The 15,052-nt window shown below is 64.1% G+C and carries 16 protein-coding genes; 11 read left to right on the top strand and 5 right to left on the bottom strand.

All coding sequences use genetic code 11. The features are described 5' to 3' along the window. Positions 1-1,385: transketolase family protein (locus tag C6V82_RS09860; protein ID WP_107164739.1), on the top strand; the 1,385-nt coding region annotated here is incomplete at its 5' end. A gap of 24 nt (positions 1,386-1,409) precedes the next feature. Here the strand turns inward: C6V82_RS09860 and C6V82_RS09855 are convergent. From C6V82_RS09855 to C6V82_RS09840, 4 genes are all read right to left on the bottom strand, one after another. After that, positions 1,410-2,816 carry a mannose-1-phosphate guanylyltransferase/mannose-6-phosphate isomerase gene (locus tag C6V82_RS09855; protein ID WP_102587777.1) on the bottom strand — a complete coding sequence of 469 codons (1,407 nt, stop codon included), beginning with the start codon at positions 2,814-2,816 and terminating at the stop codon, positions 1,410-1,412. Positions 2,817-2,984: 168 nt separating this feature from the next. Beyond that, positions 2,985-4,037, bottom strand: a complete 1,053-nt coding sequence (locus tag C6V82_RS09850; protein WP_102587776.1) for a class I fructose-bisphosphate aldolase — start codon at positions 4,035-4,037, stop codon at positions 2,985-2,987. A 315-nt stretch (positions 4,038-4,352) separates the two neighbouring features. Continuing rightward, on the bottom strand, positions 4,353-4,745 hold the full coding sequence (locus C6V82_RS09845) for an Hsp20/alpha crystallin family protein (RefSeq protein WP_102587775.1): 393 nt from the start codon (positions 4,743-4,745) through the stop codon (positions 4,353-4,355). Positions 4,746-4,785: 40 nt separating this feature from the next. Then, the gene (locus C6V82_RS09840; protein WP_102587774.1) at positions 4,786-5,247 is read right to left on the bottom strand and encodes an Hsp20/alpha crystallin family protein; all 462 of its coding nucleotides are present in this window, start codon (positions 5,245-5,247) and stop codon (positions 4,786-4,788) included. Between the two features lie 144 nt (positions 5,248-5,391). On the opposite strand from C6V82_RS09840, the gene C6V82_RS09835 reads away from it, so the two are divergent. The 8 genes from C6V82_RS09835 (at position 5,392) to C6V82_RS09800 (ending at position 12,356) form a co-directional block, all read left to right on the top strand. Next, the gene (locus tag C6V82_RS09835; RefSeq protein WP_102587773.1) at positions 5,392-5,760 is read left to right on the top strand and encodes a CidA/LrgA family protein; all 369 of its coding nucleotides are present in this window, start codon (positions 5,392-5,394) and stop codon (positions 5,758-5,760) included. After that, a complete protein-coding gene (locus tag C6V82_RS09830; protein WP_102587772.1) occupies positions 5,757-6,476 on the top strand; it encodes an LrgB family protein in 720 nt (239 codons plus the stop codon). The genes C6V82_RS09835 and C6V82_RS09830 overlap by 4 nt, the downstream gene beginning before the upstream one ends. A gap of 73 nt (positions 6,477-6,549) precedes the next feature. Then, positions 6,550-7,593, top strand: a complete 1,044-nt coding sequence (locus tag C6V82_RS09825) for a type I glyceraldehyde-3-phosphate dehydrogenase (RefSeq protein ID WP_102587771.1) — start codon at positions 6,550-6,552, stop codon at positions 7,591-7,593. 52 nt (positions 7,594-7,645) lie between these two features. Beyond that, on the top strand, positions 7,646-8,812 hold the full coding sequence (locus C6V82_RS09820) for a phosphoglycerate kinase (RefSeq protein ID WP_102587770.1): 1,167 nt from the start codon (positions 7,646-7,648) through the stop codon (positions 8,810-8,812). A gap of 90 nt (positions 8,813-8,902) precedes the next feature. Then, entirely contained in the window at positions 8,903-9,967 is a 1,065-nt protein-coding gene (gene fba / locus C6V82_RS09815; RefSeq protein WP_102587769.1) for a class II fructose-bisphosphate aldolase, read from the top strand. Between the two features lie 148 nt (positions 9,968-10,115). Next, the gene (locus tag C6V82_RS09810; protein ID WP_102587768.1) at positions 10,116-11,045 is read left to right on the top strand and encodes a LysR family transcriptional regulator; all 930 of its coding nucleotides are present in this window, start codon (positions 10,116-10,118) and stop codon (positions 11,043-11,045) included. A 169-nt stretch (positions 11,046-11,214) separates the two neighbouring features. Then, on the top strand, positions 11,215-11,970 hold the full coding sequence (locus C6V82_RS09805; protein ID WP_102587767.1) for an SDR family oxidoreductase: 756 nt from the start codon (positions 11,215-11,217) through the stop codon (positions 11,968-11,970). A 119-nt stretch (positions 11,971-12,089) separates the two neighbouring features. Continuing rightward, positions 12,090-12,356, top strand: a complete 267-nt coding sequence (locus C6V82_RS09800) for a hypothetical protein (RefSeq protein WP_102587766.1) — start codon at positions 12,090-12,092, stop codon at positions 12,354-12,356. Positions 12,357-12,479: 123 nt separating this feature from the next. On the opposite strand, the gene C6V82_RS09795 is transcribed toward C6V82_RS09800, so the two are convergent. Continuing rightward, positions 12,480-12,794, bottom strand: coding sequence for a hypothetical protein (locus C6V82_RS09795; RefSeq protein WP_229843153.1), 315 nt, complete (start codon positions 12,792-12,794; stop codon positions 12,480-12,482). A gap of 397 nt (positions 12,795-13,191) precedes the next feature. Here C6V82_RS09795 and C6V82_RS09785 point away from each other — a divergent pair, with 397 nt between their 5' ends. Continuing rightward, a complete protein-coding gene (locus tag C6V82_RS09785; protein WP_102587764.1) occupies positions 13,192-14,214 on the top strand; it encodes a LacI family DNA-binding transcriptional regulator in 1,023 nt (340 codons plus the stop codon). Between the two features lie 22 nt (positions 14,215-14,236). After that, entirely contained in the window at positions 14,237-15,049 is an 813-nt protein-coding gene (locus C6V82_RS09780) for a sugar phosphate isomerase/epimerase family protein (RefSeq protein ID WP_102587763.1), read from the top strand. Positions 15,050-15,052 lie beyond the last annotated feature (3 nt).

The following is a 15,052-nucleotide window of genomic DNA, read 5'->3' as shown; positions in this document are numbered from 1 at the left end:
GCTGGCACGTGGTGCCCCAGGTCGACGGCCACAAGCCCGAGGAAGTCGAGGCGGCCATCGCCCTGGCCAAGCAGCACGACGACAAGCCCAGCCTGATCATCTGCAAGACCATCATCGGCTTTGGCGCGCCCAACAAGCAGGGCAAGGAGGAGTGCCACGGCGCGGCACTGGGCGAGGACGAGGTAGCCGCGGCGCGCGTTCAGCTCGATTGGCCCCACGCCCCCTTCCATGTCCCCGAGGATATCTATCGCGGCTGGGATGCCTGCGAAGCCGGCAAGGCTCGCCAGGATGCCTGGCAGGCACGCTTCGATCGCTACGCCGAGGCCCACCCGGAACTGGCCCGTGAATTCGAGCGCCGCGTGCAGTGTCAGCTGCCGACCGAATTCACCAGCGAGGCGATGGTGCAGCATGCCCAGCAGCAGGGCGAGTCGATCGCCAGCCGCAAGGCCTCGCTCAACTGCCTGAACGAACTCGGCCCGCAATTGCCCGAGCTGCTTGGCGGCAGTGCCGACCTGGCGCCCTCCAACCTGACCTTCTGGGACGGCGCCAAGGCGATCACCCCTGAGGCGACGGATGGCAACTACCTGCACTACGGGGTGCGCGAGTTCGGCATGGGCGCGATCATGAACGGCATCGTGCTGCACGGCGGGTTTATCCCCTACGGTGCGACCTTCCTGATCTTCATGGAGTACATGCGCAACGCCGTGCGCATGGCCGCGCTGATGGGCAAGCGGGCGATCTACGTGTTCACCCACGACTCGATTGGCCTGGGTGAGGATGGCCCCACCCACCAGCCCATCGAGCAGCTGACCACGCTGCGCTCGACCCCCAACCTGGCCACCTGGCGCCCCTGCGACGCCGTGGAAACCGCTGCCGCCTGGGATGCCGCGATCAAGCGCAATGCCGGCCCCACCGCGCTGGTGCTGTCACGCCAGAACCTGCCGCATCAAGCGCGCAGCAAGCAGCAACTGGCCAATATCCAGCGGGGTGGATACGTTCTGAAAGAGAGCGTGCTCAAGGACGAGGTGGTGACACCTGACCTTATCCTGATCGCCACCGGCTCGGAAGTCGGCCTGGCCATGGATGCCGCCAGCGAGCTCGAGACCCAGGGCCACGCAGTGCGCGTGGTATCGATGCCCTCGACCGACCGCTTCAATGACCAGGACGCCGACTACCGCGACAGCGTACTGCCACGCGCAGTGACCAGGCGGCTGGCCATCGAGGCCGCCCATGCCGACTTCTGGTACCAGTACGTGGGCCTGGACGGTCGCGTCATCGGCATGCGCAGCTACGGCGAATCCGCTCCGGCGGGGGATCTGTTCAAGCACTTCGGCTTCACCGTCGACAACGTCGTCAAGCAGGCGAGCGAATTGCTGGAAGGCTGAGGGCCAAGGGCGTCGCTGAGGTGATCAAACACGCCCATAGTCATCTTCGAAGCGAACGATGTCGTCTTCGCCCAGGTAACCCCCGGATTGCACCTCGATCAGCTCGAGTGGTATCGGGCCGGGGTTCTTAAGCGTATGAATCTGGCCGATGGGTATGTAGGTTGATTGATTCTCGGAAACGAGATAGGTCTCATGCCCATTGGTCACTTCGGCCGTGCCGGAAACCACGACCCAATGCTCCGCCCGGTGGTGATGCATCTGTAACGAAAGCCTTGCACCGGGATTCACCGTGATGTGCTTGACCTGGTAACGCGGGCCCGTGTCTATCGATTCGTAGCGCCCCCAGGGACGATAGACTTCTCGGTGGTTTTCGAACTCGGACCGTCCGTCCGACTTGAGCCTCTCGACGATCTTCCTGACGTCTTGCGTTTTGTGCCTATCAGCCACCAGCACAGCATCCTTGGTCTCGATAATTACCAGATCATCCAGGCCAATTGCAGCGACCAGACGACTCTCGGCACGAATCAACGTATTGCGGGTGTCTTCTTGAATGACATCGCCATGACAGCTATTTCCCGACTCGCATTTGTCACTTATGTCCCATAGCGACGACCAGGAGCCAAGATCGCTCCAGCGCGCAGACAAGGGGACAACGGCAGCGTGCTGGGTGTTTTCCATCACGGCATAATCCACCGAAATCTCGGGGCATCGAGCAAATGCCTCACCATCCATGCGCGTAAAATCCAGATCCCTTTCCAAGTGGGACATGGCCTGATGGCATGCGTGAAGCATATCGGGATGAAAGCGTTTCAGTTCCTGCAGATAACGACTCGCGCGAAACAGAAACATGCCACTATTCCATAAATATTCACCACTCTCGATGTAAGCGTTCGCTGTGGCAGCATCGGGCTTTTCGACAAATCGCCTGACGCCAAAACCCGCTCTCAGCGGCGATCCCTGATGAATATAACCGTATCCCGTTTCGGGGTAGGTCGGTACCACACCGAAGGTGACAAGATAGTCCAGCTCAGCAAGCGACAGGGCTTGTTCGATGCTGGCGTGGAACTGTTCGACATCCTGGATCAAGTGGTCTGCGGCCAGTACCAGCAACAAGGGGTCATCACCGCCTTGAGTCGCCGCAATGGCAGCCAGCGCGATCGCGGGTGCCGTGTTGCGACCTACCGGTTCCAGCAAGATGCGATGGTTTTCAGACCCGACTTGGCGTAATTGTTCCGCCACCAGGAAGCGATGTGCTTCATTGCAGATCACGATGGGCGGTTGCTTCTCGAGCCCGTCGAGACGTTCCAGCGTCCGTTGCAACATGGTGGGGCCGCCGTCAAGCGACAGGAACTGCTTGGGACGCAATTGTCGTGACGATGGCCATAGCCGAGAGCCAACACCTCCCGCAAGGATTACAGGCAAGAATGACATGTCAAAAAATCCCACGGTTCAAGGGATGACGGCTTGGCCGCAGAAACTGACTACAACACCTGAAACTTCGATCAGGTGTTGCCCACCCAGGCTCGAGGCCGAGGATATCCCCAGCCTCCAGTGTTTGCGTCTCGCCAGCTGATTCACATAATCCAGTGACGCCTGTGATCAAGCCACCGTTACCGCCGGGTCCAGGTAGACGTCCTGGATCGCGTTAAGCAGCCCGACGCCCTCGGCCATGGGCTTCTGGAAGGCCTTGCGCCCGGAGATCAACCCCATGCCGCCGGCACGCTTGTTGATGACCGCCGTGCGCACCGCCTCCGCGAGGTCTGATTCGCCCTTGGAGCCGCCGCCCGAGTTGATCAGCCCGGCACGCCCCATATAGCAATTGGCGACCTGGTAACGGGCCAGATCGATGGGGTGGCCGGTGGCCAGCTCGTCATACACCTTATCGTGGGTATGGCCAAAGCCAATCGCGCGGTAACCCCCGTTGTTCTCCGGTAGCTTCTGCTTGACGATATCGGCCTTGAGAGTGGCCGCCAGATGGTTGGCCTGGCCGGTGAGGTCGGCGGCGACATGGTAATCGGTGCCTTCATGTTTGAAGGCCGGGTTGCGCAGATAGGCCCAGAGGACCGTCACCATGCCAAGCTCGTGGGCACGCTCGAAGGCGGCACTGATCTCCATGATCTGGCGACGGCTCTCGTGAGAACCGAAGTAGATGGTCGCGCCCACCGCCACACAGCCCATGTCGAAGGCCTGCTCGACTTCGGCGAACAGCGTCTGGTCGTAGATGGCAGGATGGCTCAACGACTCATTGTGATTGAGCTTGAGCATCATCGGGATCTTGTGGGCATAGCGGCGCGCCACCGAACCGAGCACGCCGAGGGTCGAGGCCACGCCATTACAGCCGCCTTCGATGGCCAGCTCAACGATGTTGGCCGGGTCGAAATAGCGCGGATTGGGCGCGAACGAGGCGCCCGCCGAGTGTTCGATGCCCTGGTCCACCGGCAGCAGGCTCAGGTAGCCGGTGCCGCCGAGACGCCCATGGTTGTAGAGCGCCTGCAGGTTTCGCAGCACCGCTGGCGGGCGGTCGCTTGCCGATACCACGCGGTCAACGAAATCAGGCCCCGGCAAGTGCAGGCTGTCACGCGGCACGCCTTGACAGGTATGGCCGAGCAGGTCATCGGCATCATTGCCCAACAGCTTGGCAATATCGGTCATGGTGTTCCTCTCCTTGGGAAAATGGGGGCCTTGGGAAAATGGTGGCCTTGGGAAAATGAGGGCCTTGGCTAGAGGCCTGTATCGAATCTAGCGTGTGTGGACCTGGTTCGCGGATGAGCCTTGCGCTTTCTCTACTCCCATCCTAGTGGATACGCACCGTGTCGTGGAAACAGCCTGCGCAGATCACCGCTTGGACACCCGTCGGAAACTGGGTGAAAGACCAGGCGAAAGCCCCATTGGATGGCTGAAGGGGGAGGCTACCAGGAAAAAGCCAGGCGCCCTGACAGGGTCAGGGCACCTGGTATCGGTGGCCACTCAGGCGGCCTGGATCTCGATCCGGCGCCGCCGATGGGTGGCTTTCTTGGGCAGTGTCACATGCACCACGCCGTTGTCGATGCGTGCTTCGATGGCATCGCTGTCGATTTCATGGCTGAGCGTGAAACGCCGCGCATAACGCTGGGCGCGAACCTCGGCATAGATGGCCGTGAGGGTCTCCGGCATCTCGAGGGCCACGTCTCCTTCCAGGCTCAGCACATTGCTGTCGACCTCGATATGCAAGCTTTCGCGCGTCACGCCCGGCATGTCGGCGAGGATGTGCAGGGCATTGCCCTCCTCGAAGATATCCACCGGAGGCAACAGGCTATCGCCACGCTGGTTGCTCTCGGCTGACTCCGGCAGGCCAGCGTCTCGTCGAGTGATATCGTTCATGACCAATACCTCCTTGCTGCGGGACTCGTAGACTCGGGATTCACGCGACCTGGACGTTGATGCGCCTGGGCTTGAGCTCTTCGCGCTTGGGCAGCAGTACCTCGCAGACTCCATCGCGGAAGCGAGCCTCGGCACGCTCGACGTCGAGCCCGTCAGGCAACGCCAGGGAGCGGCTGAATTCGCCCCGAAAGCGCTCGCGACGGAAGTCACTACGCGGCGGCTGTTGCTCGCCATTGCCGGCCTCGGCATCTCGCTTGCCACTCACGGTCAATACGTTGTCCTGAATGTCGATCGCAAGCTCGGACGCGGTAATCCCCGGCGCAAACACGTAGACCCGCACCGTATCATCGGTACGCCCCACGTTGATCATTGGAAAGCTGCCTCGCGGCACCGAGCGAATATCCGCCGCCCCGCTGTCCGGGAACACCTCATCCATCCACTGGCGGAACCAATCCATGCCCTGCACGCGGGCGGGCTCTAACCCTCTGAGATCTCCGAACATCTCGAACACCTCCTTACACATGCCTACACGGTGGGAAAGGGACCGAACCAGCGCCACACCAGGATCAGCTGACAAGGCCCCGGTAATCTGCACAATAGGGGCACTCGATACGGTTTCAAGTCCCCCTTACCGATAGGCACCTGGATGCTCGAACTACGCGGTTTTCTGTGGCTCACCGGCTTCCTGCTGCTGGGTGAAGCGCTGGTCATCTGGCTCGGCCTACCGATCTCCTCCGGCGTCATCGGCATGCTCGCCCTGACCTCGTGGCTGATCCTGCGCGGGCACGTCAGCGTGGCTATCAAGGCCGCAAGCCAGCCACTCATCACGCTCCTCGCCATGCTGATCATGCCGGGTGTCGTCGGCGTGTTCTTTATCGTCGATGCCTTCGCCGGCCAATGGCTCGCCGTGGGCGTGGCGCTGATCCTCGGCACCCTGGCAAGCGTTGCCACCACATTCTGGTTTATGCAGCGCTTCATGCCCCGCGAGACATCAGAGGGGAGAGCCGAGCAATGAGTTCGCTTGCAAGCCTCAGGGATTCGCTGCTGATTACCCCGCTGCCCGCGATCACCCTGACCATTGCCGCCTTCCTGGCCGGCGGCTGGCTGTTCAACCGCCTGGGGCGCCCGGTGTGGTGCCCGGGCGTGCTGATGGCGGCGCTGCTGCTGGCCACCACCCTGGCCATTACCGGTATCGACTACGACGTCTACCGTGAGGGTGCCGGCTGGCTAATGTTATTGCTGGGCCCGGCCACCGTGGCACTCGCCGTGCCGCTCTACCAGCAACTGCCGCGCATTCGCGAACTGTGGCGCCCGATCCTGATCTGCCTCCCGCCAGCGGCGGCCCTGGCGGCCTTCTACGCCATTGGACTCGCCTGGTTGCTCGGTGCCACGCCGGAAGTACTGGCTTCGCTGGCCCCCAAGTCGGTGACCGCTCCCATTGCCATCGGCATCACCGAACAGCTTGGCGGTGTCGTGCCGCTGATGATGGGAGGCCTGCTGGTGACGGGCGTGGCAAGCGTCGCCTTCGTCGGGCTTCTGGCACGCCTGTTCGGCATCCAGGACCAGCGGGTGCTGGGTTTCGTGCTCGGAGTGAACGGACATGTGATCGGAACGGTGCGCGCCTTCGAGATTGGCACCACCGCGGGCGCCTTCGCCTCGCTCGGCATGGGGCTCACCGGCATCTTCAGCGCCCTGTTTCTACCGCTGGCATGGCGGCTGCTGGGCCTGTAGCAGACTGAAGGGGCGCAAATGCGCTAGAATCGCCGGCTCGTGTGACACCGCCGCAGGAGACTGTCCCACCACCATGGCCCATCGCATCGCCATCAACGGTTACGGCCGCATCGGCCAGTGCGTGCTGCGCGCACTCGTCGAACGCCAGGCCCATGGCCAAGCGGCAGCCGGAATGTCGCCACTGGAGATCGTGGCAATCAACGAGCTGTCGGATCTCGCCACCATCGCCTACCTGACACGCTACGACACCACCCATGGCCGCTTTCCCGGCCAGGTAGAAGCCGAAGGTGACGTGATGTGCGTCAATGGCCAGCCGATCCGCGTGCTCTCTCAGCCCGACCCCGAGTGCCTTCCCTGGCGAGAGCTGGGTATCGACCTGGTCATGGAGTGCTCCGGCAGCTTCCGCGACCGCGCCACCGCCGAGCGCCACCTGGCCGCCGGCGCCAAGCGCGTACTGTTCTCCCAGCCTGCCGAGAGCGACGTCGATGCCACCATCGTCACCGGCATCAACGACCATGACCTCGCTCCCGGGCAACGCATTCTCTCCGCGGCGTCGTGTACCACCAACTGCCTGGTGCCCGTGCTGACCGTGCTCGACGAGGCGCTTGGCATCGAGCATGGCGTCACCACCACCATCCATTCGGCAATGAACGACCAGCCGGTGATCGACGCCTACCACCAGACCGACCTGCGTCTGACCCGTTCGGCGATGCAATCCATGGTGCCGGTGGATACCGGGCTCGCGCGTGGTATCAACCGGCTCATGCCGCATCTCGCCGGACGTTTCGAATGCCTGCACATGCGCGTGCCGACCATCAATGTGTCGGCCATGGACCTGGCGATCACCGTACGGCGTGACACCACCGCCGCCCAGGTCAATGCTCTGTTCGAGGAGGCCAGCCGTGAGCGGTTGGCCGGCCTGCTCGGCTACACCGAAGCGCCCATGGCCTCGGTCGACTTCAACCACGACCCGCGCTCCGGTATCGTTGACGCCACTCAGACCCGGGTGGCCGGTAGCCGCTTGATCAAGATGCTGTGCTGGTTCGACAACGAGTGGGGGTTTGCCAACCGCATGCTCGATGTCGGCCAACGCCTGGCCGCCATGCCGCCGCCCTGACGCCCTGGCTCGGCTCCCGCTTCACCATTCCCCAGATGAGGACCACGCTGCGATGACCGTCCACAAGATGACCGACCTCGACCTCGCCGGGCAGCGCGTGCTGATCCGCGAGGACCTGAATGTCCCCGTCAAGCACGGCAAGGTAACCAGCGACGCCCGACTGCGCGCCGCACTGCCGACCATCAAGGCCGCCATGGACTCAGGCGCCAAGGTCATGCTGATGAGCCACCTGGGCCGCCCCACCGAAGGTGAGCCCGCCGAGGAATTCTCGCTGGCCCCGGTAGCCGAGCATCTGGGTGAACTGCTGGGTCGCCCGGTGACCCTGGTCCAGGACTACCTCGATGCCGCCCTCGACCTCGCCGATGGCGAAGTAGTGCTGCTCGAGAACGTACGCTTCAACGAAGGTGAGAAGGGCGACGACGAGACGCTCGCCAAGCAATACGCCGCGCTGTGCGATATCTTCGTCATGGACGCCTTCGGCACCGCCCACCGCGCCCAGGCCTCTACCCATGGCGTGGCGCGGTTCGCTCCCACCGCTTGTGCCGGCCCGTTGCTGGCCGCCGAACTCGATGCGCTCGAAAAAGCGCTTGCCACCCCAAAACGCCCGATGGCCGCCATCGTCGGCGGTTCCAAGGTGTCCACCAAGCTCGACGTGCTGGTGGCCCTCTCCGACAAATGCGACCAGCTGATCGTCGGTGGCGGCATCGCCAACACCTTCATCGCCGCGGCCGGCTACAACGTCGGCAAGTCATTGCACGAGGCCGACCTGATCGGCCAGGCCAAGGCCTTGATGGAAAAGGTCGAGATTCCGCTGCCCAGCGACGTGGTGGTGGCCACCGAGTTCTCCGAATCCGCGCAAGCCGTGGTCAAGCCGGTCGACCAGGTCAATGATGACGAGATGATTCTGGATATCGGCCCCGAGACCGCCGCTCACCTCGCCGGCATGCTCAAGGGCGCCGGCACCATCCTCTGGAATGGCCCGGTGGGCGTGTTCGAGATCGACCAGTTCGGTCATGGCACCGAGGTGATCTCGAAGGCCATCGCCGAAAGTCCGGCATTTTCCATCGCCGGCGGTGGCGACACCCTGGCGGCCATCGACAAGTACGGCATCGAGGCACAGGTTTCGTATATCTCCACCGGCGGTGGCGCCTTCCTCGAGTACGTGGAAGGCAAGACACTACCGGCGGTCAAGGCCCTCGAGGACGCCGCGGCGCGCTGAGAACGGCCACCCGACATCGAAGCGGCACGGCAATGGCCGTGCCGCTTTCGTGAACAGCTTGATAACCCCCGAAAACCGACAGGACACTTCATGGCACTGATCAGCATGCGCCAGATGCTGGACCACGCCGCCGAATACGGCTACGGCGTTCCAGCCTTCAACGTCAACAACCTCGAGCAGATGCGCGCCATCATGGAAGCCGCCGACGCCACCGACTCCCCGGTGATCGTCCAGGCCTCCGCTGGCGCCCGCAAATACGCCGGGGCCCCTTTCCTGCGCCATCTGATCCTGGCCGCCGTGGAAGAATTCCCGCACATTCCGGTGGTCATGCACCAGGATCACGGCACCAGCCCCGCCGTCTGCCAGCGCTCCATCCAGCTCGGCTTCTCCTCGGTGATGATGGACGGCTCGCTGGGTGAGGATGGCAAGACCCCGGCGGACTACGACTACAACGTCGATGTCACCCGGCGCACCGTCGAGATGGCGCATGCCTGCGGCGTGTCCGTGGAAGGCGAGCTGGGTTGCCTCGGCAGCCTGGAAACCGGCATGGCGGGCGAAGAAGACGGCATCGGCGCCGAAGGCAAGCTGGACATGGAGCAGTTGCTCACCGACCCCGAAGAGGCCGCCGAGTTCGTCAAGGCCACCCAGGTCGACGCCCTGGCCATCGCCATCGGCACCAGCCACGGCGCCTACAAGTTCACCCGGCCACCCACCGGTGACACGCTCTCCATCCAGCGCATCAAGGAGATCCACGCGCGCATCCCCGATACCCACCTGGTGATGCATGGCTCCTCTTCGGTGCCCCAGGAGTGGCTCGCCATCATCAACGAGTTCGGCGGCGAGATTCCCGAGACCTATGGCGTCCCGGTGGAAGAGATCGTCGAGGGCATCAAGCATGGCGTGCGCAAGGTCAACATCGACACCGACCTGCGCCTGGCCTCCACCGGGGCGGTTCGCCGCTTCCTCGCCAATAACCCGTCGGAGTTCGACCCGCGCAAGTACCTGAAGGAAACCGTCGGTGCCATGCGCGAAGTCTGTATCGCCCGCTACGAAGCCTTCGGCACCGCCGGCAACGCCTCGAAGATCAAGCCGATCAACCTCGAGGCGATGTTCGAGCGCTACGCACGCGGCGAGCTGGATCCCAAGGTGAGGTAATCCTCGCACGTCTCGCTGGCGATACGGATAGTCGGGCGGCCCTGGTGGCCGCCCGAGTCGCTTCCGGTCATGCCAGCCGGCGGCGGTTTCCGTCCCTGCCCGCCTGTGGCAACCTGACGGCCCCAGCACCAGGATCGACGGCCCCGCCATGGATCGTATCGACACCCTCCGCACCTTTCTGCGCGTAGCCGAGATGCGCAGCTTCACCAAGGCCGCGGCCAGCCTGCAGATGCCCCGCTCCACCGTCTCGACGGCCATCCGGGAGCTGGAGGCCCGGCTGGGTACACGCCTGCTGAGTCGCACGACGCGCCACGTCGCCCTGACCCATGACGGCGAGGAACTCTATGAAAGGGCCCTGCGGCTGCTTGGCGAACTGGAGGCGCTCGAGGGCCTGTTCCACCAGGATGATACCCAGCTCCATGGCAGGCTACGCATCGAGGCCCCTGGCCGCATCGCACGCTTGATCATCGTGCCCGCCCTGCCGGACTTCTTCGCGCGCTATCCTGGCATCGAGCTCGAGGTCGGCGCCAGCGACCGCCCCGTCAACCTGGTGGCCGAGGGCGTGGACTGCGCCATCCGCGTCGGTGAGCTCGCCGAGTCCAGCCTGATCGCCCGCCCGCTCGGTCGGCTGCCGCTGATCAACTGCGCCAGCCCCGGCTACCTTGCCCGGCATGGCACCCCGACGACCCTCGACGACCTGTGGCATCACCAGACCATTCACTACGCCTCCCCCTTCGGCAGCATCGCCGATGACTGGGAATATCGGGAGGCGGGGGAGTCACGCACGCTCTCCCTGCCGGGCCGGGTCATCGTGGACAATGCGGAGAGCTATATCGCCGCCTGTCTGGCGGGGCTCGGACTGATCCAGGTGCCGACCTACGACGTCCAGCACCATCTGCGAGAGGGGCGCCTCGTCGAGGTGCTACCCGATCATCGGGCGGCCCCCATGCCGCTCACCATCCTCTACCCTCACCGCCATCATTGCTCGCGCCTTCTGCGTGTCTTTATCGCCTGGGTGGAGACCCTGCTTGGCCAGGAGATTCAGGGACTCTCATCGCCCCTGACCCTCTCTCCCTGAACCTCTTCCCCTGACCCCCTCACTGTTCGACGTCACGGGATAGTGCTGTCGAGGGAGCGGAGATTATCTCCGGCTCCCCCTTCGCCATACTCCTTCACGCAGCGTCCACACGCGCATTCACCAGGAACTGTCCCTCAATGGGACGCTGGACAGAAAGGAGATGGGAAAGATGACGACACATTCTCTCGACGGCAAGGTGGTCGTGGTCGGCGCCGGCGCCAAGAACCTGGGCGGGCTGATCAGCCGCAAGATGGGCGAAGCAGGGGCCAAGGTCGTAGTGCACTATCATGGCGACGCCACTCGACCCGACGCCGAAGCCACCGTACAGGCAGTTCAGGAGGCCGGCGGCGACGCTTTCGCCTTCCAGGGCGACTTGACGAAACCGGCCAATGTCGCCGCCCTGTTCAACGAAGCGAGGTCGCGCTTCGGCAGGGTCGATATCGCCGTCAATACCGTCGGCAAGGTGCTGCGCAAACCGATCGTCGAGACTTCCGAGGCGGAGTATGACTCGATGTTCGATATCAACGCCAAGGCCGCCTACTTCTTCATCAGGGAGGCGGGACGGACCCTCAACAACGACGGCAAGATCATCACCATCGTCACCTCCCTGCTGGCCGCCTTTACCGACGGCTACTCCACCTATGCAGGCGGCAAGTCGCCCGTCGAGCATTTCACCCGCGCCGCCGCCAAAGAGTTCGGCTCTCGCGGCATCTCCGTTACTGCGGTGGGACCGGGACCGATGGACACGCCCTTCTTCTATGGCCAGGAGACGCCGGAGCGAGTCGAGTTCCACAAGTCCCAGGCCATGAACGGTGATCTGACCAAGATCGAGGACATCGAACCCATCGTGCGCTTCCTCGCCACCGACGGTTGGTGGATCACCGGCCAGACGATCTTCGCCAACGGCGGTTATACCACCCGATAGCCCTTGGCTTGGCTTGGCGAGGCGGGTCCGCCCTCTCGTCGTTTCGCCCTCTCGCCTAGTCGTTTTACGGCTAGGCTATAGGCACGGAAGACTGCTCCAAGAGAAAGGATCCCAGAATCATGCGTACCCTCGCCTTCATCCTTATCGGCCTGCTTCTGCTGGGCGTGGCGCTGGCCCTCAGCCGTCCGGCATGGCGCCCCCGCGTCGCCCTGGGCTTTATCGCCGCTTGGCTTGCGGTCAGTGCCGCCAACCTCGGCGTGGGGCTCTCCCACGGCTACTCCCTGGCCGAGGAGTTACTGGTTCACCTCTTCCTGTTCGGTATCCCGGCCCTGGCCGCTTGGTGGGCATGGCGGCGGCACCGGATCGGGCCGCCCCCCCGGAAGTAACCGCATCAGCTCCTCACGACCGTCCACGCGAAAACGCCGCCACGACAAAGCCGTGGCGGCGTTCACTGGTCTACCATCCCGGCTCACGTCCAGGATGGGGCCGCGCCTGGCGGCCCTTGGAAATTACCAGGAGGAATCCTCGTCATCCTCACCTTCTTCCGGTTCTTCCCATTCTTCCTCTTCGTCCTCGTATTCATACTCGGAGTCGGAGCCTGAGGCGTCATCGGAACCGGACGTCTCCCACTCCTGCTCCTCGTTCTCGTACTCGGTGCTGTCATACCCGGCGCTGTCGCCACTGGTGTCAGGGGCACTCTCTTCCTGAGTGACCGGCTCCTGTTCCTCTTGCTCGCTCAAATCAGCGAACGCCAGCGGGCTGGCGATCAGGCCGAACGAGACACCGGCGACACCGAGCTTCTTGAGGAATTCCTTGGACATCATTTTCGCACCTCCATGGGGTCTGGACTTGCGAGGGTGTTGAGCACTTGGCTCGCGATAGCGGGAAGGCGGATCAGGGACCGCGTAGTGGGTAAGCTGATGGGCGATCCACCGTTCCCGCGTTCATCCTGACCCTGCAGGCGGTGGGCCAGGATGCCAATGAAATATAAATAATACTTTAAAATCAATATTATAAAATAAACCATCGTATGCCACCACGGCCCCTGTGCGGGTCGGATGACTGATTACATCTGACACATGCGACGACTGCACACACTCCCGAGGCTCTCTTCCATCGGCCACCGGACCGGGCAGACGCCTGCAGGGCAACCCTCACCAGAGTTTGCCCAATGCCTCGATCGCGACTAGCATGGGAACGGTTCCATTGATGAGTTCCCCCATGTCGATCCATTCACCGCAGCGCGCCACTATCCTCGAGGTCGCCCGCGAGGCAGGCGCCTCCAAGACCAGCGTTTCCCGCTACTTCGGCGGCGAGCGCGAACGGCTCTCGCGTGAACTGCAGGGCCGCATCGAGAGCGCGGCGCAGCGGCTGGGCTATCGTCCCAACCAGATGGCCCGTGGCCTCAAGGGAGGGCGCTCCCGGTTGATCGGCATGCTGGTGGCGGACATCCGCAACCCCTTCTCGGTGGCGGTAATGCACGGCGTGGAGCAAGCCTGCCGCGAGCGGGGCTATTCGCTGCTGGTCTGCAACACCGACAACGACCCGGCCCAGGAGCGAGAGCATCTGGCGCTGCTTACCTCCTACCGGGTCGAGGGGCTGGTGATCAACGCCGCCGGCAGCCCCGACCGGGAACTCCAGGCGCTAGTCGAACAAGGCATGCCCCTTGTGATGCTCGACCGTGAGCTCGGCGAGGTGGAGGCCGAAGTGGTGGGCCTCGACAACGCCCGGGCACTCGACCTGGCCCTGGACCACCTCCAGGTCCAGGGGTATGGCGAACTACTTTATCTCAGCGAACCCCCGGAACAGGCCAGCCCCCGACAGGCGCGCCTGATGCGCTTCCACCAGGGTGTAGCGGCACGCGGCCTGGCCGGTGAGGCGCATTGCCAAGCCCTCAAGGATCGCGAGACCTTGCAGCGTGCCATCGGCGACTTCCTGGCCCGTCCGGGCACGGCGCCACGGGCGCTGCTGTGTGCCAATGGCAACGCCACCCTGGCGGCTACCCGCGCCCTGCAGACCCTCGGCGCCCGCCTGGGCGACACCGGCCTGCTGGGCATCGACGAGCTCGACTGGTGCGCGCTGGTCGGCCCCGGCATCACCACGCTGGCGCAACCCACCGAGGCGATCGGTCGCGCCGCGGTGGAGTGCCTGATGCGGCGTCGCGAATGCGGTGACCACACGACGCCGTCGCGCCGCGTGCATTTCCAGGCCAGCCTGATCCCGCGCGGCTCCACCCGCCGCTGAGAGCCCCCCTTCAGGAGTCCCCATGTCCGCTACCTTGCCCACCCCCCGAATAGCACCGTTCCCATCACTACTGTCCGGTACCGCGGATACTCCCGCCGTGCTGGTATCCACCTCCGCCTATGGTCAGAACCTGATCGTCACCCACGGTCAGGCCGCCGTGCTGCCGTGGCTCGCCGCGGCCGGGGCCGATGGCGTGGAGATCCGCCGCGAGCTGTTGCCGGAGGGCTTCGCGGACTTCATCGGCCTGGGCCAGGCCTGTGCCGCGCAGGGCCTGGCGGTGATCTACTCCGCCCCCGATGGGCTCTGGGAGGCAGGCGGGCTCACGGTGCGACTGGACCAGCGCCTGGACGAAGCCGCCGCTCTGGGTGCGATCGCGATCAAGGTCTCCCTGGGCCACTACCCCGGCGGGAGCCTGGTCGACTGGGCGGCACTGCGCGACCGTTTGAACGACTTTCCACCGCTGCTGTTAGAGAACGACCAGACCCCCGAGGGCGGCACACCGGAGCACCTGGCCGAATGCCTTGAGGACGCCGCGGCAGCAGGATGCTCGCTGGGCATGACCTTTGACATCGGTAACTGGCACTGGACCGATAGTGACCCGCTGGACGCCGCCCGGCGCCTGGGCCCCTTCGTGCGCTATCTACACTGCAAGGGCATCGTGCACGATGGAGGACGTCTCGGGGCCGGTGTACCCCACGACAGCGAACTCTCTGCCTGGAAGGCACTGCTGGCACACCTGCCGAGCGGCCTGCCGCGCGCCATCGAATACCCCCTGCAGGGCCAGGACCCGGTGGCCCTCACCGCCAAACAGCTGGCGCGACTGCGCCGCCTCTGACAT

Origin of the sequence: Halomonas urumqiensis, assembly GCF_003028575.1 — a bacterium.
Lineage (GTDB): Bacteria > Pseudomonadota > Gammaproteobacteria > Pseudomonadales > Halomonadaceae > Halomonas > Halomonas urumqiensis.
The sequence above is the reverse complement of the archived record's forward strand: the minus strand, read 5'-3'. Positions and strand labels throughout refer to the sequence as shown.

Excerpts from the sequence above, each read along its gene's own strand:
- C6V82_RS09855 (WP_102587777.1), bottom strand. The coding sequence starts at position 2,816 with ATGTCATTCTTGCCTGTAATCCTTGCGGGAGGTGTTGGCTCTCGGCTA.
- C6V82_RS09850 (WP_102587776.1), bottom strand. The coding sequence starts at position 4,037 with ATGACCGATATTGCCAAGCTGTTGGGCAATGATGCCGATGACCTGCTC.
- C6V82_RS09845 (WP_102587775.1), bottom strand. The coding sequence starts at position 4,745 with ATGAACGATATCACTCGACGAGACGCTGGCCTGCCGGAGTCAGCCGAG.
- C6V82_RS09840 (WP_102587774.1), bottom strand. The coding sequence starts at position 5,247 with ATGTTCGGAGATCTCAGAGGGTTAGAGCCCGCCCGCGTGCAGGGCATG.
- C6V82_RS09835 (WP_102587773.1), top strand. The coding sequence starts at position 5,392 with ATGCTCGAACTACGCGGTTTTCTGTGGCTCACCGGCTTCCTGCTGCTG.
- C6V82_RS09830 (WP_102587772.1), top strand. The coding sequence starts at position 5,757 with ATGAGTTCGCTTGCAAGCCTCAGGGATTCGCTGCTGATTACCCCGCTG.
- C6V82_RS09825 (WP_102587771.1), top strand. The coding sequence starts at position 6,550 with ATGGCCCATCGCATCGCCATCAACGGTTACGGCCGCATCGGCCAGTGC.
- C6V82_RS09820 (WP_102587770.1), top strand. The coding sequence starts at position 7,646 with ATGACCGTCCACAAGATGACCGACCTCGACCTCGCCGGGCAGCGCGTG.
- fba (WP_102587769.1), top strand. The coding sequence starts at position 8,903 with ATGGCACTGATCAGCATGCGCCAGATGCTGGACCACGCCGCCGAATAC.
- C6V82_RS09810 (WP_102587768.1), top strand. The coding sequence starts at position 10,116 with ATGGATCGTATCGACACCCTCCGCACCTTTCTGCGCGTAGCCGAGATG.
- C6V82_RS09805 (WP_102587767.1), top strand. The coding sequence starts at position 11,215 with ATGACGACACATTCTCTCGACGGCAAGGTGGTCGTGGTCGGCGCCGGC.
- C6V82_RS09800 (WP_102587766.1), top strand. The coding sequence starts at position 12,090 with ATGCGTACCCTCGCCTTCATCCTTATCGGCCTGCTTCTGCTGGGCGTG.
- C6V82_RS09795 (WP_229843153.1), bottom strand. The coding sequence starts at position 12,794 with ATGATGTCCAAGGAATTCCTCAAGAAGCTCGGTGTCGCCGGTGTCTCG.
- C6V82_RS09785 (WP_102587764.1), top strand. The coding sequence starts at position 13,192 with ATGTCGATCCATTCACCGCAGCGCGCCACTATCCTCGAGGTCGCCCGC.
- C6V82_RS09780 (WP_102587763.1), top strand. The coding sequence starts at position 14,237 with ATGTCCGCTACCTTGCCCACCCCCCGAATAGCACCGTTCCCATCACTA.